The sequence below is a fragment of the Pseudomonas sp. FG6 genome, assembly GCF_057809015.1.
The window spans coordinates 22,191-40,367 of record NZ_JBMDJD010000034.1 but is presented as its reverse complement, the minus strand read 5'-3'; the positions used below and the strand labels follow the sequence as shown (position 1 = coordinate 40,367).

18 protein-coding genes and 1 pseudogene are annotated in these 18,177 nt (G+C 61.7%); 6 read left to right on the top strand and 13 right to left on the bottom strand.

All coding sequences use genetic code 11. The features are described 5' to 3' along the window. The first annotated feature begins 38 nt into the window (after positions 1-38). Positions 39-1,382, top strand: coding sequence for an aminodeoxychorismate synthase component I (pabB, locus tag ACODSJ_RS20045; RefSeq protein ID WP_489103380.1), 1,344 nt, complete (start codon positions 39-41; stop codon positions 1,380-1,382). A 46-nt stretch (positions 1,383-1,428) separates the two neighbouring features. On the opposite strand, the gene thrH is transcribed toward pabB, so the two are convergent. Then, positions 1,429-2,046, bottom strand: coding sequence for a bifunctional phosphoserine phosphatase/homoserine phosphotransferase ThrH (thrH, locus tag ACODSJ_RS20040; RefSeq protein WP_489103379.1), 618 nt, complete (start codon positions 2,044-2,046; stop codon positions 1,429-1,431). Between the two features lie 172 nt (positions 2,047-2,218). Here thrH and ACODSJ_RS20035 point away from each other — a divergent pair, with 172 nt between their 5' ends. The 3 genes from ACODSJ_RS20035 to ACODSJ_RS20025 all read left to right on the top strand — a co-directional run bounded on the left by ACODSJ_RS20035 (position 2,219) and on the right by ACODSJ_RS20025 (position 5,727). Then, positions 2,219-2,962, top strand: coding sequence for a phosphoadenylyl-sulfate reductase (locus ACODSJ_RS20035; RefSeq protein ID WP_489103378.1), 744 nt, complete (start codon positions 2,219-2,221; stop codon positions 2,960-2,962). A 452-nt stretch (positions 2,963-3,414) separates the two neighbouring features. Continuing rightward, the gene (locus tag ACODSJ_RS20030; RefSeq protein WP_489103377.1) at positions 3,415-4,938 is read left to right on the top strand and encodes an NCS1 family nucleobase:cation symporter-1; all 1,524 of its coding nucleotides are present in this window, start codon (positions 3,415-3,417) and stop codon (positions 4,936-4,938) included. A gap of 60 nt (positions 4,939-4,998) precedes the next feature. Beyond that, the gene (locus ACODSJ_RS20025) at positions 4,999-5,727 is read left to right on the top strand and encodes an aspartate/glutamate racemase family protein (RefSeq protein ID WP_489103376.1); all 729 of its coding nucleotides are present in this window, start codon (positions 4,999-5,001) and stop codon (positions 5,725-5,727) included. 147 nt (positions 5,728-5,874) lie between these two features. Here the strand turns inward: ACODSJ_RS20025 and ACODSJ_RS20020 are convergent, their stop codons facing one another. Continuing rightward, positions 5,875-6,798 carry a LysR family transcriptional regulator gene (locus ACODSJ_RS20020; RefSeq protein ID WP_489103375.1) on the bottom strand — a complete coding sequence of 308 codons (924 nt, stop codon included), beginning with the start codon at positions 6,796-6,798 and terminating at the stop codon, positions 5,875-5,877. 127 nt (positions 6,799-6,925) lie between these two features. On the opposite strand from ACODSJ_RS20020, the gene ACODSJ_RS20015 reads away from it, so the two are divergent. Beyond that, positions 6,926-7,672: a 3-oxoacyl-ACP reductase family protein gene (locus ACODSJ_RS20015; protein ID WP_489103374.1), complete on the top strand. Its 747-nt coding sequence runs from the start codon at positions 6,926-6,928 to the stop codon at positions 7,670-7,672. Between the two features lie 83 nt (positions 7,673-7,755). On the opposite strand, the gene ACODSJ_RS20010 is transcribed toward ACODSJ_RS20015, so the two are convergent. The 4 genes from ACODSJ_RS20010 to ACODSJ_RS19995 form a co-directional block, all read right to left on the bottom strand. Next, complete coding sequence (locus ACODSJ_RS20010) at positions 7,756-8,451, bottom strand: HAD-IA family hydrolase (RefSeq protein WP_489103373.1); 696 nt, start codon at positions 8,449-8,451, stop codon at positions 7,756-7,758. 337 nt (positions 8,452-8,788) lie between these two features. Continuing rightward, entirely contained in the window at positions 8,789-8,992 is a 204-nt protein-coding gene (locus ACODSJ_RS20005) for a hypothetical protein (RefSeq protein ID WP_489103397.1), read from the bottom strand. Positions 8,993-9,392: 400 nt separating this feature from the next. Further along, the gene (locus ACODSJ_RS20000; RefSeq protein ID WP_489103372.1) at positions 9,393-9,803 is read right to left on the bottom strand and encodes a glycine zipper domain-containing protein; all 411 of its coding nucleotides are present in this window, start codon (positions 9,801-9,803) and stop codon (positions 9,393-9,395) included. A gap of 628 nt (positions 9,804-10,431) precedes the next feature. After that, complete coding sequence (locus tag ACODSJ_RS19995) at positions 10,432-12,621, bottom strand: GAF domain-containing hybrid sensor histidine kinase/response regulator (RefSeq protein WP_489103371.1); 2,190 nt, start codon at positions 12,619-12,621, stop codon at positions 10,432-10,434. 310 nt (positions 12,622-12,931) lie between these two features. Here ACODSJ_RS19995 and ACODSJ_RS19990 point away from each other — a divergent pair, with 310 nt between their 5' ends. Next, complete coding sequence (locus tag ACODSJ_RS19990; RefSeq protein ID WP_489103370.1) at positions 12,932-13,210, top strand: short-chain dehydrogenase; 279 nt, start codon at positions 12,932-12,934, stop codon at positions 13,208-13,210. A gap of 196 nt (positions 13,211-13,406) precedes the next feature. Here ACODSJ_RS19990 and ACODSJ_RS19985 read toward each other — a convergent pair whose 3' ends face one another. The 7 genes and pseudogenes from ACODSJ_RS19985 to ACODSJ_RS19955 form a co-directional block, all read right to left on the bottom strand. Beyond that, positions 13,407-13,952: a DinB family protein gene (locus ACODSJ_RS19985; protein ID WP_489103369.1), complete on the bottom strand. Its 546-nt coding sequence runs from the start codon at positions 13,950-13,952 to the stop codon at positions 13,407-13,409. Positions 13,953-14,098: 146 nt separating this feature from the next. Continuing rightward, positions 14,099-14,722, bottom strand: a complete 624-nt coding sequence (locus ACODSJ_RS19980; protein WP_489103368.1) for an SMI1/KNR4 family protein — start codon at positions 14,720-14,722, stop codon at positions 14,099-14,101. Positions 14,723-14,805: 83 nt separating this feature from the next. Next, a complete protein-coding gene (locus tag ACODSJ_RS19975; RefSeq protein WP_489103367.1) occupies positions 14,806-15,213 on the bottom strand; it encodes an alpha/beta fold hydrolase in 408 nt (135 codons plus the stop codon). A 51-nt stretch (positions 15,214-15,264) separates the two neighbouring features. Further along, positions 15,265-15,753: pseudogene (locus ACODSJ_RS19970) on the bottom strand (GNAT family N-acetyltransferase). Next, positions 15,750-16,778 carry a sterol desaturase family protein gene (locus tag ACODSJ_RS19965; RefSeq protein WP_489103366.1) on the bottom strand — a complete coding sequence of 343 codons (1,029 nt, stop codon included), beginning with the start codon at positions 16,776-16,778 and terminating at the stop codon, positions 15,750-15,752. Before ACODSJ_RS19965 ends, ACODSJ_RS19970 begins: the two are co-directional and overlap by 4 nt. A gap of 103 nt (positions 16,779-16,881) precedes the next feature. After that, positions 16,882-17,445 (bottom strand): GNAT family N-acetyltransferase, encoded by a 564-nt coding sequence (locus ACODSJ_RS19960; RefSeq protein WP_489103365.1) that lies wholly within the window; start codon positions 17,443-17,445, stop codon positions 16,882-16,884. 3 nt (positions 17,446-17,448) lie between these two features. Beyond that, entirely contained in the window at positions 17,449-18,144 is a 696-nt protein-coding gene (locus ACODSJ_RS19955) for a tRNA (adenine(22)-N(1))-methyltransferase (protein ID WP_489103364.1), read from the bottom strand. Positions 18,145-18,177 lie beyond the last annotated feature (33 nt).

Below are 18,177 nucleotides of genomic sequence, written 5' to 3'. Positions count from 1 at the left end.
ATCGCTCCCCCCGCCTGAACGGCTGACCCGCCCCGCCCATGCCAACCTGTTCCGTACACCCACTGCCCTACCGCGCCAACCCCGCCGAGTACTTCGCGGCGATCCGCCATGCCCCCGGCAGCGTGCTGCTCGACAGTGGCCGCCCGAGTGCCGAACGCGGTCGCTACGACCTGCTCAGCGCCTGGCCGCTGGAGCAACTGGCGGTACTGCCGAACGAGCGCGGCGGCGCTTTCCTGCAACGTTTGCGCAACCAACTGACACAGCTGGGTGAAGCGGCACTGCCTGCCACGGTGCAATTGCCCTTCGCCGGTGGCCTGATCGGCTACCTGAGCTACGACTTTGGCCGACACCTCGAAGCGCTGCCGTCCCACGCCGTGGACGACCTGCAAATGCCCGACGCGCGTTTCGGTGTGTACGACTGGGCACTGGTCACCGACCACCAGGCCGGCACCAGCCAACTGGTGTTCCACCCCCATTGCGGCGAAAGCGAACGCCAGCGCCTGATCGCCCTGTTCAGCCCGGCCATTGCCGCGCCTGCTGGCACGTTCAGCCTCGCCGGCCCCATGACGCCCGACCTCAGCACCGACGCCTATCGACAGGCGTTCGAGCGCATCCAGGCCTACATCCAGGCCGGTGACTGCTACCAGGTCAACTTCGCCCAACGCTTCCGCGCACCTTGCCAGGGCGACGCCTGGGCCGCTTACCTGGCCCTGCGGGCGGCGTGCCCGACGCCGTTTTCCGGTTTCCAGAGCCTGCCGGACGGCGGCGCGGTGTTGAGCCTGTCGCCGGAACGCTTCGTCAAGGTCAGCCAAGGCCACGTGGAAACCCGGCCCATCAAGGGCACCCGGCCCCGTGGCGTCACGCCCGACGAAGATGCGGCCCACGCCGCCGAGCTGCTGGCCAGCCGCAAGGACCGCGCCGAGAACCTGATGATCGTCGACCTGCTGCGCAACGACCTGGGGCGCACCTGCCGCATCGGCTCAGTGCGCGTGCCGGAGCTGTTCAGCCTGGAAAGCTACCCGAACGTGCATCACCTGGTCAGCAGCGTGACCGGCGAACTGGCCGACGACAAGGATGCCCTGGACCTGATCGCCGGCAGTTTTCCCGGCGGCTCGATCACCGGCGCGCCGAAAATCCGCGCCATGCAGATCATCGACGAACTCGAACCGACCCGGCGCGGGCTCTATTGCGGCTCGTTGCTGTACCTGGACGTGCGCGGGGAAATGGACAGCTCCATCGCCATCCGCAGCCTGTTGGTCAAGGACGGGCAAGTGTGCTGCTGGGGGGGCGGCGGGATTGTCGCGGACTCGGATTGGGCGGCCGAGTATCAGGAGTCGATTACCAAGGTGAAGGTACTGTTGGAGACCTTGCAGAGCCTGTAACCCCGTCATGAATAACACATCCCCCCCTTGTGGGAGCGGGCTGGGTTTACAGGCTCAGGTTGCGGTTCGAAGCCTTGATGAATGCCTGCTTGAGCTCGGCAAAGCTGTGCACCGCCGGGAATTGCGGGAACTCGCGGATCACATTGTCCGGCGCATGGAACAGGATCCCGGCATCGGCTTCGCCCAGCATCGTGGTGTCGTTGTAGGAATCCCCCGCCGCGATCACCCGGTAATACAGGCTCTTGAAGGCCAGGACCGACTGGCGCTTGGGATCTTTCTGACGCAGTTGATAGCCGGTCACCCGCCCGCTGTCGTCGGTAACCAGGCGATGGCAGAGCAACGTCGGGAAGCCCAGTTGGCGCATCAGCGGCTGGGAAAATTCGTAGAAGGTGTCGGACAGGATCACCACCTGGAAGCGCTCGCGCAGCCAATCGACGAATTCGATGGCGCCGTCCAGCGGCTTGAGGGTGGCGATCACTTCCTGGATGTCGGAGAGCTTGAGGCCGTGCTCGTCGAGGACGCGCAACCGCTGCTTCATCAGCACGTCGTAGTCGGGAATGTCCCGAGTGGTGGCCCTGAGGGACTGAATCCCGGTTTTTTCAGCGAAGGCGATCCAGATCTCCGGGACCAGCACACCTTCGAGGTCCAGACAGGCAATTTCCACAGCACACTCCCCTTCTTTTGATGTTTATCGATTGTTCGAACAAGAGCTTGCCGACTCTAGCCATTCGCTTGCGTCCACGCAACGCACAGGGGCGCGCCAGCCCCGACAGCATTTGTTACCATCGGTCCTATATAGAGCGCCCAGCGCCACCGACCTGTAGGAAGCCGCCCTGATGAAGCCATCGTTTGACGTTGTGGAACTCGCCACCACCTATGCCAACAAGTCCGCCCAGGACATCCTCAAGCTGGCCTTCGCCGAATTCGGCGATGACCTGTGGATATCCTTCAGCGGTGCCGAAGACGTGGTGCTGGTGGACATGGCCTGGAAACTGAACAAGAACGTCAAAGTGTTCAGCCTCGACACCGGCCGCCTGCACCCGGAGACCTATCGCTTCATCGATCAGGTGCGCGAGCACTACAAGATCGACATCGAACTGGTCTCGCCGGACCATACGAAACTCGAACCGTTCGTGAAGGAAAAAGGCTTGTTCAGCTTCTACAAGGACGGCCATGGCGAATGCTGCGGTATTCGCAAGATCGAGCCGCTGCGCCGCAAGCTGAGTGATGTCCGCGCCTGGGCCACCGGCCAGCGCCGCGACCAGAGCCCCGGCACCCGCAGCCAGGTGGCCGTGCTGGAGATCGATACCGCGTTTTCCACCCCGGAACGCACCCTGTACAAATTCAACCCGTTGGCACAGATGACCAGCGAGGAGATCTGGGGTTACATCCGCATGCTGGAGCTGCCGTACAACAGCCTGCATGAGCGCGGTTTCATCAGCATTGGCTGCGAACCCTGCACCCGTCCGGTGCTGCCTAACCAGCACGAGCGCGAAGGGCGCTGGTGGTGGGAAGAAGCCACGCAGAAAGAATGCGGGCTTCACGCCGGCAATATCATCGCAAAAACCAAATCCGTGTAATTCCTCGCCGCACACCTGTACACAAAAATGTCACCTCAGGTGGCATTTTTGTGTGCACTCCCTGCCGCTGACGCCCTGAAAAGTTACACCGCTTCGCCTCTCCCGCCCGCCTCTCTCTTCCCCGCCCCGGCGCAAAAAATAAATACCTGTTCAAACGGTCAATTTATAAAGCTTTATTTTCAGTCAGTTACTCAAAACACATAACAAAACGAAATTAGCCATGTCGTCGATAGATCGATAAGTGGCACAGTTCTGGCTTGAGTCGACTCGTGTTTTGTATACAAACATAACAAAACATACACACACTTTAGATCCGACAGCCTGAAGCGCCCTATCCCGTACAGGCTGCAGATGCCCCATAACCAATGATGCTCACCCGCCGCGACGAAGATTTGTCGAGCCTCGCGCTCATGCACAGTCATCGCGGCCCCGAGAATCAGGAGCCTGCCGGAATGCGTACAAGTCTCTCTAATAACATCGCGCTGGATCTGCCCTCTCCCACCACACCGCTTGACGAAACAACGCGACAGACCTTGAGCCCAAGGTTGCACAACCAAGACCTGGCGCCGACCAAGGCCGAAGGTCGCCGCTGGGGTCGCTACAGCATCTTTGCGTTGTGGACTAACGATGTGCACAACATTGCCAACTATTCCTTCGCCATCGGCCTGTACGCCCTGGGCCTGGGGGGCTGGCAGATCCTACTGTCCCTGGGGATCGGGGCGGCGCTGGTGTATGGCTTCATGAACTTGTCCGGCTTCATGGGCCAGAAGACCGGGGTGCCGTTTCCGGTGATCAGCCGGATCAGTTTCGGCATCCACGGGGCGCAAATTCCGGCGCTGATCAGGGCCGTCATCGCCATTGCCTGGTTCGGTATCCAGACTTACCTGGCGTCCGTGGTGTTGCGGGTGCTGCTGACAGCGATTCACCCGGGCTTCGCCGATTACGATCACGACTCGATCCTGGGCCTGTCGAGCCTGGGCTGGGTGTGTTTCGTGGCGATCTGGTTCGTGCAACTGGTGATCCTGGCCTATGGCATGGAAACCGTGCGGCGCTACGAAGGTTTCGCCGGCCCGGTGATCCTGGTGACCGTCGCGGCCCTCGCCGTGTGGATGTACACCCAGGCCGGCGCAACCATTGCCTGGTCGATCCACGAGCCCCTGACCGGTGGCCCGATGTGGCGCAATATCTTCGCCGGCGGCGCGTTGTGGCTGGCGATCTACGGCACCCTGGTGCTCAACTTCTGCGACTTCGCCCGCTCCTCGCCGTGCCGCAAGACCATCGTCGTCGGTAATTTCTGGGGCTTGCCAGTGAACATCCTGGTGTTCGCCGCGATTACCGTCCTGCTCTGCGGCGCGCAGTTCCAGATCAACGGGCAAATCATCGAAAGCCCGACGCAAGTCATCGCCTCGATCCCCAACACCTTCTTCCTGGTGCTCGGCTGCCTGGCCTTCCTGATCGTCACTGTCGCGGTGAACATCATGGCCAACTTCGTCGCCCCGGCCTTCGTGCTCAGCAACCTGGCGCCCAAGTACCTGACCTTCCGCCGCGCCGGCCTGATCAGCGCAGGCATCGCCGTGCTGATCCTGCCATGGAACCTCTATAACAGCCCGCTGGTGATCGTGTATTTCCTCTCCGGCCTCGGCGCCCTGCTTGGGCCGTTGTACGGCGTGATCATGGTCGACTACTGGCTGCTGCGAAAAGGCCGCATCAACGTGCCGCAGTTGTACAGCGAAGACCCCGACGGGGCGTACTACTACAGCAACGGGGTCAACCTGCGCGCGTTGGTGGCGTTCATTCCGGCCGCGCTGATCGCCATCGTCCTGGCGCTGGTGCCCGGTTTCGACAGCGTGTCACCGTTCTCCTGGCTTATCGGCGCGTCGATCGCCGGGTTGTTGTACCTGATCGTCGCCAAGCGCCAGCCGTATTACGAAGACGTCAGCGGTGAGTCCATCGCGGTGGATAACGTCAGTCATTGATTGTTCAAAACGGCCCGCCCGGTGTGGGCCGCTTACTTCTATGCGTTAAGGAAACCGCTCATGCGAATTCTCGTGGTCAACGTCAACACCACCGACTCCATCACCCAGGCCATCGCCCGGCAGGCCCAGGCCGTGGCCGCACCGGGCACCGAGATCGTCGGGCTCACGCCGTATTTCGGCGCCGACTCCGTTGAAGGCAATTTCGAAAGCTACCTGGCCGCCCTGGCGGTGATGGACCGGGTGATGTCCTACGACCAACCGTTCGACGCGGTGATCCAGGCCGGCTACGGGGAGCACGGCCGCGAGGGCCTGCAGGAACTGCTGAACGTACCGGTGGTGGACATCACCGACGCGGGCGCCAGCACGGCCATGTTCCTCGGTCACGCCTATTCGGTGGTCACCACCCTGGACCGCACCGTGCCGCTGATCGAAGACCGCCTCAAGCTCTCCGGCCTGTTCGACCGCTGCGCGTCGGTACGGGCCAGCGGCCTGGCGGTGCTAGAACTGGAACAAGACCCGCAACGGGCGGTGGAAGCCATCGTGCAACAGGCCGAACAGGCCGTCAGCCAGGACAAGGCCGAGGTTATTTGCCTGGGCTGCGGCGGCATGGCCGGGCTCGATGAACAGATCCGCCAGCGCACCGGGGTGCCGGTGGTCGATGGGGTGACAGCGGCGGTGACCATCGCTGAATCGCTGGTACGACTGGGGCTGTCCACCTCGAAAGTGCGCACCTACGCGACGCCTCGGCCCAAGACCATCATCGGTTGGCCGGGGCGGTTTGGGCGGTGAGTTCACAGGTTTAGACCCCGCTGGCCCCTTCGCGAGCAAGCCCGCTCCCACAGCGCGCAGTGCAGCGAACTCACATTGTGTGATCGCCACATATCCCTGTGGGAGCGGGCTTGCTCGCGAATGCCATCACTCGGTCTGGAGCCAGGCTCAAACCGCACTGAACCGCCGCGCTAACCCCTGCTCGGCAAACTGTTCAATGATGAAATCCACGAACGCCCGGGTCTTGCCCGGCAGCAGTTTGTGCTCGGCGTAGTAGATGGAAATGTTGCCGTCGTCGACGTACCAGTCCGGCAGCACCCGCAGCAACGCACCGGATTCCAGATAGGGAACGGCGATCGGCATGCTCACCAGGCCGATGCCCAGCCCTTGGACTGCGGCGGCGCAGTCGGCTTCCGAGTCGCTCATGGTCATGCGTGTCTTGAGCATCAACGGGCTGTGTTGCCGGGCGCGACTGGTCAATTGCCAGGAACGGACGCGCCCGGTTTGTGGCGAGCGGATCAGGATGCCCTGATGCGCGGCCAGGTCCTCCGGCTCGGTCACGGCCGGGTGATCGCGCAGGTAAGCCTCGGACGCCACCAGCACCCGGTGGGCCACCGTCAACTTGCGCGCCACCACGCCCAGGGGCAACTCGAAACCGCCGCCGATAGCGGCGTCGAAACCTTGGCCGATGAGGTCGACCTGACGGTTGTCGAAATGCCAGTCCGGGTTGATCGCCGGGTACCGCCGCAGAAATTCGCCCAGTAGCGGGACGACAAACAAACGCCCGAACGCGGTGCCCATGCTGACCTTCAACGTGCCCGCCGGCTGCCCGCCGACGCTGGCCAGGTTGGCGACGGCGTTCTGGATGGTGTTGAAACTGGTGCTGACTTCCTTGAGGAACAATTGCCCGGCTTCGGTGAGCGTCAGGCTGCGGGTGCTACGCTGGAACAGGCGCACGCCCAGCCGCGCTTCCAGCTTGGCGACGCTTTTACCCACCGCCGCCGGAGTCACGCTCAAGCGGCGCGCGGCTTCGGCAAAGCTGCCGACTTCGGCGCTGCGCACAAAGCATTCGATACTACTGAACGTCTCCATAAGCCAGATTCCATACTTTTGGTTTACACAGACTATATCAACGGCGGCCTACACAGCCCATCGGCAAGACCTGATACTCACGTCCAACAACCGCGGCATCCCGCCCCGGCACTTTTTGGAAAACACCATGAACACTCAACCCTTGAGCGGTAAAGTCGCCTTGATCCAAGGCGGTTCGCGCGGCATCGGCGCCGCCATCGTCAAACGCCTGGCCGCCGAAGGCGCCGCCGTGGCCTTCACCTACGTCAGCTCGGGCGCCAAGTCTGAAGAACTGCAGAACAGCATCACCGCCGCGGGCGGCAAGGCCTTGGCGATCAAGGCCGACAGCGCCGACGCCGACGCCATCCGCAACGCCGTGGCTGCCACCGTCGACGCCTTTGGCCGGTTGGACATCCTGGTCAATAACGCTGGCGTGCTGGCGATGGGCCCGCTGGATGAGTTCAAGCTCGAAGACTTCGACCAGACCCTGGCGATCAACGTGCGCAGCGTGTTCGTCGCCACCCAGGCCGCCGCCCGGCACATGAACGAAGGCGGTCGCATCATCAACATCGGCAGCACCAACGCCGACCGCATGCCCTTCGCCGGCGGTGCCACCTACGCCATGAGCAAATCCGCCCTGGTGGGCCTGACCAAAGGCCTGGCCCGTGACCTGGGGCCACGCGGCATCACCGTCAACAATGTGCAGCCCGGCCCGGTGGACACCGACATGAACCCGGCCGACAGCGATTTCGCCTCCAGCCTGATGTCGCTGATGGCGGTCGGACGCTACGGCCACGTCGATGAAATCGCCAGCTTCGTCAGTTACCTGGCAGGCCCCGAGGCCGGCTACATCACCGGTGCCAGCCTGACCATCGACGGTGGTTTTGGCGCCTGATCCCGGCATCTAGAATGCCAGTCATGCTCCATTCCCTGTGGCGAGGGGATTTATCCCCGCTGGGCTGCACAGCAGCCCTTTTTTCAAGCCCACGCCAATTCCGGCAAACCGCAAAGGCCCGGCTGGAACAGCTTCAACGAGCGGATGATCCCGTCGGCGTGGGCATATTTTTCATCGGCCATGGCCGAGTCCGGAACGGCGATGGCGGTCATGCCCGCCGCCTTGGCCGCCGTCACACCGAACGGGGAATCCTCGAACACCAAGCAATCGCGAGGCGCCACACCCAGACGCCGCGCGGCCGTGAGGAAAATATCCGGCGCCGGTTTTGCCGCGCCCACCTCCGGATCATCCGCCGTCACGATGAAGTCGAACTGCGCGAACCAGTCGCGGTGCAAGGTGGTTTTAAGCGCGAACGTGTGACTGGACGAACTGGTGCCCACCGCAATCGGAACGTCATGGGCCTTGAGATGGCGCACCAGTTGCTCGGCTCCCGGCATGCCCAAAGCGTGGGGAAAACGCTCGCGCATCAAGGGCTCGCGGATGACCAGGAACTCTTCGGGCGTGATCGGCAACTCCAGCGCCTGGACGACGTAGTTGGCCAGGTCCGTGGCCCCGCGCCCGATGATGTTCTGCTTCACGCTCCAGTCGAACATGCGCCCGTAGCGCTCGGCGATGATGGACGTGACCTCGGTGTAGATGCCTTCGGTGTCCAGCAACAAGCCGTCCATGTCGAAAATCACGGCCTTGATCGGGCCAAACTCTTTTAGCGGTGCATTCATCGCATCTGATCCGTTATCAGCACAGGGTTTCAGGGAGGGCTCAGGTGCGGCCGAGGCAGCGTGTTTGCCTTAAAGGTTTCAGCAGCATAACGAGGGCGGATTGGAACAGGCAATGGGGGCGATGCGATCGGTGGAGGATGACTCGTGCGCCCGTAGAAGCTGCCGAAGGCCGCGATCTGTTGCTGCTTGATCCATGGCTCAAGATGCAGTGGGGAGAGGAAAGATCGCCGCCTCGGTGCACTCGGCGGCGCCTACTGGCTCGAACTGCTGCCGCCCGAACTGCCGCCGCTGTCGCTGGTGCCGGTGCCGGTGCCGGGAAATCGACAGGCGGGCCGGATCAGCTCGGTTTGCCGGACGCATCGTCACCGGCGATGTCCGGGTCGTCCGGGGTCGCCTCGACCTCTTCGTCGTCACTGGGCACTGGCTCCGCGCCCTCGTCATCGTCGGGAGGGCGCTGGTCGCGCCCCAGGGAGTTGGTGGGCGATGGCAGCGGGTATTCCGGGGTTTCATCGTCGATCAATGGAACCTGCGCGTCATCCATCAGCGAGCCGGGGTCTTCATTGCCCGGGTCGTTGAGGCCCGGATCATTGATGAAGGGAACGCCCGTCAGCCCTTTTTCTTCCTTGCCTTCGGTTTGCGGCGTCATGGCACACCTCGCAATTGCTGATGAATGTATGAATTCGAAGCTGGCCGGAAGTAAACGTTCAGATAAATACCTTACCCCTCTGGTGGTTGGGGGCAAGGACATTGCCCCCTGTGGCGAGGGAGCTTGCTCCCGCTGGCCTGCGAGGCAGGCCCCTACATAGCCTCAGGCAAATTTGCTCGTCCCCAAAAACGAAGCCCAAAAAAAACGGCGCCTTCCATCTCTGAAAGAAACGCCGTTTTCTCTAAGTGAGCAACACCCCGGCACAACGCCCGGGCTTCTCCACTCAAACATCCAATTAACGATGCCTTCTCTTGTGCTTGTACTTCTTGCCACCTGAGTGACGGTCGTTATCGTTGGACAAGTTGCTCCCCAACGCCCCACCGGCCGCGCCACCGATACCCGCACCAATGGTAGAACCGGTGGACCCGCCCAGACGGTTACCTACAATCGAACCACCCGCCGAACCCAGGCCGCCGCCAATAGCCGCTTCCGTACGGCTGCCCTTGCGAGCACCGACCGCACTGCCGGCTGCGCCGCCGACACCCGCGCCAATCGCGGCGCCTGTGCTGCCGCCCATTTGTTGGCCGACCACATTACCCAACACACCGCCCAGGCCACCGCCAATCGCGGCGGTGCCGTCGCCAGCAGCCATCGCACCCTGAGCAACCACAAGCCCAAGTACCAAGGTGGACAAAGTCAAACGCATGATGAAAACCTCAAAAATGCCGTATCGGCAGGAAGAGCCGGTACACGCGGGCGCGAGTCTACGCCAAACGGAACCAGCCATACCGCTTGGACAGCGAACACAGGGGGAGTTTTATGACAGGCAAAAAAAAGCCCGCTGGGGAAACGGGCAGGTACTGCTTTCTAACGGATGAGCCCAGACTACGTGGCCACTTGTGAAAGAAACGTGAAAGAAACCCACCCTGGAAAAAAGATGAAAAACATTGATCGGCGCCTACAAAGCCAAGCGACAGCCGCTCCGATGCGCCGCTACTTCCTGGCTGGAATCCGGGGCAAGAACTTGGCCTTCTCGCCTCGCTGCACTTTTGGCACTTTGGTGCGGATGGACTTGATCGGCTCGTCGCCGAAGTCTGACCGGTAGGCCGACTGTCCACACTGCAATCCTTCGTTGATTGGATATACGGCTCCGTTCTCCTCGCTGTACGGTGCTCCCATCGCCTTTCCCCTCTCGTTCAGGCCCATACCGGCAACAACCCATTGCCTGAAAAATATCGACCTTTGCCTTTCAGACTAGCCGGTCATCTCCAGACCGAAGGTTCAGATGGCGCCTCGCCGACGAATGGATCCGTGCTGTTTCACGCCCGATACAGTCAGTCGGTGCCCAGCATCGTTCGGCTCAGCACCCGGGAAACCTGGTCTGCCGAATAAGGCTTGGACAGGAATTCAAAGCCTTCATGACCGGTAAAGGCCAATTCCTCGCTGTAGCCGGACGTCAGCACCACCGGCAAGTCCTTGCGACGCTGGCGCAACTCTTTTGCCAGGGCGATGCCACTGATGCCCGGCATGACGACATCGGAAAAGACCGCGTCGAAAGCCATCGCATCCGCACCGACCATTTCCAGCGCCTCCTCGGCGTTGGTCGCCCAGGCCGTCTCGTACCCCAGGTCTTGCAGGATCTGGTTCGCAAAACGCCCCACTTCCAGGTTGTCTTCCACCACCAGGACCCGGCGCTTGCCCTTTTCCAGCACCAGGTGCGAGGTTTCTTCGCGGTCGGGTTCATGGCTCGCTTCGTGCTCGACTTCCGGCAGGTACAAGGTGAACACCGTCCCTTCGCCCACCACGGTCGACACATCCACATTGCCGCCGGACTGCTTGGCAAAACCGAACACCTGGGACAACCCCAGCCCCGTCCCCTTGCCCACTTCCTTGGTGGTAAAGAACGGCTCGAAAATATGCTCCAGCACTTGCGGTGCGATGCCGCTGCCGGTGTCCGCCAGGGTCACGGCCGCAAAGGCTTGCCCGGCCCCGGCATGACCCCGGATCGGCGGCATGCCCTTGCCGCCACTGAGCCGCAGCCACAACGTGCCCTGGCCGTTCATCGCATCGCGGGCGTTGAGGGCCATGTTGATCAGGGCCGTTTCGAACTGGCTCAGGTCCGCCCGGATGTGACAAGGCCGGTCGCACAGCTCGACAATCACCTGGATCCGCGCGCCCGTGACGGTTTGCAGCATGTCCCCCAGGCTCCGCACCTGTTTGCCGACGTCGACGATTTGCGGCTTGAGCGGCTGGCGCCGGGCAAACGCGAGCAACTGGCTGGTCAACTTGGCGGCACGCTCCACCGTCTCGGACACTGCCGTCATGTAGCGCTGCCGACGTTCTTCGGACAGGTTGGGCATGCGCAGGAAGTCAACGGAAGAACGAATGATCGTCAGCAGGTTGTTGAAGTCATGCGCCACGCCGCCGGTAAGCTGGCCGATGGCTTCGAGTTTTTGCGACTGGCGAAGCGCCGCCTCGGTCTGTTTCAGGCGCGCGGTGCGTTCCTCGACGCGCTCCTCCAGCGTCGCGTTCAACTCAGCCAGCGCCGCCAGGCCTTCGCGGACCGCCGCGTCGGCCCGGGCGCGCTCGATGTGGGCCCAGGACCGTTGTGTGACCTCCTTCAACAGCGCCAGGTCGTTGGAAGACCAGACCCGGGGCGCGCTGTCGTGAATGGCCATCAACGCGGTCAAGCGCCCATTCTTGATCAACGGAACGCAAATGGTGGCCGCGATGCCAATGGCCTGGAACGTCGCCGCTTCTTCGGGCGCCAGTTCCTTGAGGTTATCGTTGACCACCAGTGGCTTGCCGGCCCGCAGGTTGGCGACCGCCAGTTGCCCGAAATCCGCCAGGCGATAGTGTCCGACGATATGGGGCGAGCCCTCCCGGGCCCAATCGCCACGAATGGTGAAACCGTCCTCGTCCTCATCCATGTCGGCATAAGCGCAATTGGACAGGTTCAGGCGCGCCGCCAGAATCTGCGTGGTGGTCGCCATGATCGTCTGCGAGTCGCTGGCGTTCGCCACGGCATTGCCAATGGCATCGAGCACCGCCAGGCGCTGGGTCATGAACACCGTCGCCGTGGTCTCGGTGACCGTATCGAGCATGCCCACGACGTTGCCGAACTGATCACGGATGGGGCTGAAGCAAAAGGTGAAATAGGCCGGCTCCGGCCCACCGCCGCGCTCGATCACCAGGGGGAAATTTTCTATAAAAGTCGCTTGCCCGTCGAAGGCACCGCGCGCGATCGGCCCGATCTCGCTCCAGACCTCCTGCCACACCTCATCGAACCGCCGCCCCAACGCCTCGGGCTTGTTGCCGAGGATGGGAGCGAATGCATCGTTGTACAACGTGACCAGCTCCGGCCCCCAAATAATGGCCTGGGGAAAATGAGAGGCAAGGCTCAGCGCGACGGTCGTCTTCAACACATCCGGCCACCGCTCCAGCGGCCCGAGTGACGTCGCCGCCCAATCATGGCGGCGTATCCGTCCGGCCATGTCTCCATAACGCTGAAGCCAATCTGTCATTGCGTCCGATCCTTCTCTGCCGTCCTTACCATCGAAGTAAAGCGCTTGTCCTCAAGCCTGCCAGCATTATCCCGTGGTGGTTGGGAATGCGCGATGGGGTTGTGGGAGGGATAGGGCTGAAAATGACGGCTGGCGGCGGGAAACGGGTGATGAGGCTACGGCAATTTCCTACATATTGTTGGGAATTGGCCTGCCTGCGACGGCCTTGTGTATTTTTTGGGGAAGCGTCTATAGTTTTTGAGTCGCCCCGAGGGCGACCGGGTTTGGCGACCCGATTGACACAATTCCTTCAACAACACAGGGAATTGATATGAACCCGTACATGGGCCTTACCAGCAACGCCGACGACCAACCTCTCTACGTCGACACCACCGCCCCACTACACATCCTGCTCGACTCAGCCGCCTACCGAATCCGCGCCGCGACCCAGTTCCTGGAGAACTTGGCGATGCGCGATGAACAAACCATCGACCCCGCGACCTTGCAAGACCTAGCACAGCTTTGCTGCATCCCACTGCGCGATGGTTGCGATGTGATGGATGTGATTGCACGACGATTGGACGCGGCGCCGGCCGGTTCCACTCTATAAACCTGCCAACCGACAAACCTGTGGCGAGGGAGCTTGCTCCCGCTTGACCGGGCTGGCGCACCAGTGCGAAGCGCTCACAAAAAGGGCCGCTACGCCCGAGGCGTCGGACCGGCCCAGCGGGAGCAAGCTCCCTCGCCACGGGTTCAGCGTTTTCTTGAGCTCGCAGCAATACGACGGCACCGCGACGCTTTCACTTCTATTGAGTGCAGGGCTCGGATGGAATGAGAGCGAGCAGATCCGTACTGCCTACGTCGACACCCGCTTGTGAAAGCAAGGTAGTAACTTGTCCACGGTGATGCGTCTGATGGTTGAAGAAATGCACGAGCAAGCCATAAAAGTTCCTGTTAGCGGGGACTCCCTTCGTGCTTGCGTAATTGAGGGTATGGTCTAAATCCAACTCTGTAATGGCGCGAGACCACTCGACAATTATCTGATCGAGCCATGCTCGATGTGCCGAAAGTTCTCGGATATTCGAGAACAGTAAATGCTCGAGGCTTTGGGGCGTAGGAAGCGGCCGAATCGGCTCCAGAGCAAAGTGGTTCGCTGGATGCGTGGCGAATCGCTTTAGCCAAATAGTGTCCCCGACCACCAAGTGGTTCAACGTCCCGAGAATAGAACCAAAGAATGCTTTCCTATCCACTGAGAGCGCTTCATCGGGCAGGCTTGCGGCCGCCTCATAAACCTTCGCGTTCATCCACTCGTTATAGGTCGCCATCAAGCAGACATGGCTGGTGCGGCTCATCGTGTTCATCCCTTCAGTGAATACTGGATAAGCGGTGTACGCTCATTTTTAAAACGAAAGCAGCCACTACCTGCGAGCCAGCTCCCAGCCAAAACAAGCCTGCTACACACCCCCACGCAAGCAAAACTCCCCCACCCGCTCACCCATCAAATCAACCTCTGCACCACCCTCCCATTCCACAACGCCCGATACCGCTCCCGCCACCCCGGGCTCCCCTTGTCCAGCCACTCCAACGTCGCCTCGATACTGTCAGGGCTGATGATGAAGTGATTGATGTGTTCCTCGATCCGCTCGTGGGAGAGATGCAGCAAATCCAAGTAGCCATTGAAGGAATCCGCCAGCACGACGTATTCATCGCCTTGCTGGCGACGCCCAGTCCAAGCGGGTAAGCCCGCCACCATCGCCGCCACGTCCTGGCGCCCGTCCCGCAGGTCCAGCAGCAGTATGCTCGCGCCGCCGTCGCGGCCGATGGGCAGCAGTCCGGTGGCGGGGAAGTCAGGCTGGGCCTGCAGTTGCTCCAGTTCAAAGGGGTTGGATTCGTATTCTTCGTCCGGATCCAGCCCGTACAGCGAAAAGCTCAGCAGTTCCTCCTCGCCATTGGCGAGGGTGGCCAGCACATCGTATTCCACGTAGGCGCCGTTGCAGGTCTTGAGGAACTGGCGATAGTCGTCCGGCAAGCGGGCGCCCAGCTTGGCTTCCAGCTGCGAGATGGCACGGTCGGTGGCGCCTTGACGGGTGTCTTCGAAGATTAATCCACGATAGTCAGTCATTGGTAGCTCGAAAGGGTTTGGGATCCATGGGTTTATACGAAAGTGCCTGCGCGACGATCAACCGCGTTGAAAACAAACGCCACTCACCTGCTGCTCAGATGCCCGTCGATCAGCCGCGCCGCTTCCTCTGCGTGAGTAAAGCCCAAACTGTGATCGGCGCCCGGGAAAACGTGCAGTTCAGCGCAAGGCAACAGCTGGGCAAGACGCTGGCCGACGCGAACGGGGCTGATCGGATCGGCATCGCCCCAGAGGAGCAGCACGGGCATGCTCAACTCGACCAGGGCTGTGGGTCGGTCGATCTCGGCCAGTACGCGAGTCACCAGGTCCTTCATGCCGGTCACATCAGGCTCAGGCGGCGTGTCGCCAAAACCGGGCCAGCCGATGTGTACTTGCCGCGCCGGATGGGCCAAGCGCTCGGCGACTGGACGCCAGAACTGGGTGTTGCCGGAGGCGCCGGGCAGGAAGATGAGTTTGGCGGGGGATGCGGTCATGGGGTCGTCCTTGAAGGTTCGTCCTTGAAGATGGATTGAAAACGGCAGGTGCTACTGCTTCCCTTCCCTACCGCGACGCATATGAATGAGCGCAACTCTACAATTATCCGGAGAAACTCACTCTTCGATAGCGAAGGGCAAAAAACCCAGTCTCGGATAGAGCAGCAAACCTGCCGTATTTTCGTTGAAGCACGATATCTGCACCTCAGCGGCGGCATAGCGGTCGGACGCCAGCGCCGTCATCGTTTCCACGAGAAAGCTTGCAACGCCTTTGCCTCGGGCCTCTGGGGCAACGATCACATTACCGATACAGCAAACCCCACCCGTTTCAGCCCGATAGAAGTTGGCGAAGCCGACGACGCTGTTTCCTGCCTCAACGACCGTCGAATCGAATCGTTGAGCGATAGCGTTGGACAGCTGGGTCTCTGTCAGAGGGTATTGAGCTTTCGGGAACATGAAAAACAGCTCCCGCGCGTCCTGCACGAAGCTGCAGATGGCTTCGATGTCATCCGCCGTCACTGGCCTGTGTTGCAATATCATGGTGCGTCCTTGAGGGTCGAGTCGGATCGGGAAAACGCGGCCAGGAGCTTGCGCGCCGTCTCGACAAAAGGCGTGACGATCAGGCTATAAACCGTCAGGTAGCGATGATGGTCCTGCTCCCCGGTACCAAAACGCAGAACTTCTGGCTGCGAACGGGTGACGTAGAGCGTGCCGAACATCCAGTCCCACAACGACAGGTTGATGCCGAAATTTCGGTTGAAATGCCGCGGCGCGTCGCTGTGGTGGATCTGGTGCTGGGCCGGGCTGTTCAGCACATGTTCGAGCACCGGGCCAAAGGACAGCCAGACATGGGTGTGCCGCAGGTTGGCCGCCAGGCTATTGAAGATGAACACCAGGTACGTCACGCCGAACAGTGTATAGCGGCTGACCTCCCCGCCACACGCATACCAGAAGCACCCCGCGAAAAGGCCCACGCCAGCGGTGAGGCCGAGCTTTTCGACGATTTTCTCCACGAAATGCACCCGGCTCGCCGTGGCCGGCACCAGCACCGGCGCCGAGTGATGGACCTTGTGGAAAGCCCAGAGCCAACGCGAGTGGAAGACCCGATGCACCCAGTAGTGCACGAAATCCTTCACCAGGAACACGCCCAAGCCATAGAGCAACGCGAGCGAAAGGCCCTCCCCCAGCCGCGGCCGTGCGCCCCAGAGGTTGCTGAAAAACGCCTGGTAATCGCCGGACCGCAGGATGTACGGGTCCACCAGATGGACGATGGGCAAGACCAGGGCCACTTTGAGAATGGCCCGTACGAAGTAGTAGCGATAATCCAGCAGCGCCGAACGATGCAGATTCACCTGGCGACCGCCGATGAATTGCCAGAACGAGCGTGCGTCGGTCAGGCCGCGCTGTTTGCGGAAACGAAACAGGCCATAGGCGACGCCGTAGGACGCGCAGAGAAACAGGATGCCGAACCGGCCGTTGAAATTGAAAATGCCCAGGAACTGGTTGGCAATGGGCGTGATGACCCATGCGCTCAGGTGTTGATAAAAAAGGGAAAGTGCATCCACTGGGGGCCAGCCTCTGCCGAAGGAGCGGTATTGTAAATCAATCGCGTTGGACTGGGTTTGGTAAAGGAGGTTTAAAGGCGGACTCGCCGTATTCGAACACGTCTCAACGCGGCCCTGACACCGCTTTTTTCCCCAACCACTCCTCACGCGTCATTTCCCACACCTCCTTCAGCAGCGCCCCACAAACAAAATCCCCCTGCTGCGTGCCGATCATGCGCATGCCTTCGCGCTCCGAAACCCGCCGCGAAGCCTGGTTGCTCACGGCCTTGGGCACTTGCATGACGGGGCGTCCCAGCGTTTCAAACCAGTAGGTATTGATGACCACGCAGGCTTCGCGCATGTAGCCCCTGCCCTGCCATTGCGGCGCGAGCCAGAAACCTCGGTGGTTGCCGGGCTGGTCGTAGAGGCTGATGCTGCCGATGCGCTGCGTCGGCTCTTCGGCGATGCGGATCATCCAGTGCCACTCGAGCCTGGCTGCCATGGCGGGGAGTGCATGGTCACGAACGTACGTCAGCGCGCCGTCATCCGGATAGGGCCAGGGCACGCGGTTGTCGAGGTAGCGCACCACTTCCCAGTGGGGAAACAGCCGCTGGATCACCGGCGCGTCGGCCAGCTCAAGCGGCGTGAGGATAAGGCGGGGCGTGTGGAACGTGGGTAGGCTTGGCATGATTCAGGCCAGCAAGTCACTGATCCACCGCGCCTGCCGCTCGATCTCTTGAACCTTCTGCTCGGGCACGGCCTGTCGCGCCCGGGCGAAGTGGTTCAGGGTCTTGTGCTTGAGGCGCAGCAGGCGTTGCCACTTGGCCAGGAATGCCGGGCTGCGGACCTGCATTTGCAGAGGGCCGAAGTAGAGTTCTTCGGCGGTGTAGGTCACCGGGTCGGCGCGCTCGGCGACGATGATTTCATAGTCGAAGCGGTTTTCCCGCAGCACTTCCTCGAAGAGGATGCGGTAGCCGTTTTCCATCAGCCATTGGCGCAGGGGTTGCTCGCCGCCGTTGGGTTGCAGGATCAAGCGTTCATGGCCGCTCAAGCGTACCTTGCCGCTGTCGAGAATGTCGCGAATGGTTTCGCCGCCCATGCCGCAGAGGCTGATGGCCGTGATGTTGTCTCCCGGCTCGATGGCGGCCAGGCCATTGGCCCGGCGCACGCTGATCCACGGCTCCAGGCCGTTCTCGCGCACGGTCCGTTCGGCCGCGCGCAGCGGCGTCAGGGCCACTTCGCCGGCCACCGCCGCGACGATGGCACCCCGGCGCAGCAAGGCCACCGGCAAGTAGGCGTGGTCCGAGCCAATATCGGCCAGCCGCGCCCCTGCCGGCACCTGCGCCGCCACGCGTTCCAGGCGCATGGACAATGTCTGTTCGTTCAACGGCGGCCTCTTTTCGCCATCCCATCCGGCCGC

Bases quoted from the DNA above. Each gene is read 5' to 3' on its own strand.
- ACODSJ_RS20000 (WP_489103372.1), bottom strand. From the start codon at position 9,803: ATGCGTTTGACTTTGTCCACCTTGGTACTTGGGCTTGTGGTTGCTCAG.
- ACODSJ_RS19995 (WP_489103371.1), bottom strand. From the start codon at position 12,621: ATGACAGATTGGCTTCAGCGTTATGGAGACATGGCCGGACGGATACGC.
- ACODSJ_RS20005 (WP_489103397.1), bottom strand. From the start codon at position 8,992: ATGGATGACGCGCAGGTTCCATTGATCGACGATGAAACCCCGGAATAC.
- ACODSJ_RS20035 (WP_489103378.1), top strand. From the start codon at position 2,219: ATGAAGCCATCGTTTGACGTTGTGGAACTCGCCACCACCTATGCCAAC.
- ACODSJ_RS20025 (WP_489103376.1), top strand. From the start codon at position 4,999: ATGCGAATTCTCGTGGTCAACGTCAACACCACCGACTCCATCACCCAG.
- ACODSJ_RS19960 (WP_489103365.1), bottom strand. From the start codon at position 17,445: ATGCCAAGCCTACCCACGTTCCACACGCCCCGCCTTATCCTCACGCCG.
- ACODSJ_RS19985 (WP_489103369.1), bottom strand. From the start codon at position 13,952: ATGAGCCGCACCAGCCATGTCTGCTTGATGGCGACCTATAACGAGTGG.
- ACODSJ_RS19990 (WP_489103370.1), top strand. From the start codon at position 12,932: ATGAACCCGTACATGGGCCTTACCAGCAACGCCGACGACCAACCTCTC.
- ACODSJ_RS20020 (WP_489103375.1), bottom strand. From the start codon at position 6,798: ATGGAGACGTTCAGTAGTATCGAATGCTTTGTGCGCAGCGCCGAAGTC.
- ACODSJ_RS20010 (WP_489103373.1), bottom strand. From the start codon at position 8,451: ATGAATGCACCGCTAAAAGAGTTTGGCCCGATCAAGGCCGTGATTTTC.
- ACODSJ_RS19980 (WP_489103368.1), bottom strand. From the start codon at position 14,722: ATGACTGACTATCGTGGATTAATCTTCGAAGACACCCGTCAAGGCGCC.
- ACODSJ_RS20015 (WP_489103374.1), top strand. From the start codon at position 6,926: ATGAACACTCAACCCTTGAGCGGTAAAGTCGCCTTGATCCAAGGCGGT.
- pabB (WP_489103380.1), top strand. From the start codon at position 39: ATGCCAACCTGTTCCGTACACCCACTGCCCTACCGCGCCAACCCCGCC.
- ACODSJ_RS19975 (WP_489103367.1), bottom strand. From the start codon at position 15,213: ATGACCGCATCCCCCGCCAAACTCATCTTCCTGCCCGGCGCCTCCGGC.
- ACODSJ_RS20030 (WP_489103377.1), top strand. From the start codon at position 3,415: ATGCGTACAAGTCTCTCTAATAACATCGCGCTGGATCTGCCCTCTCCC.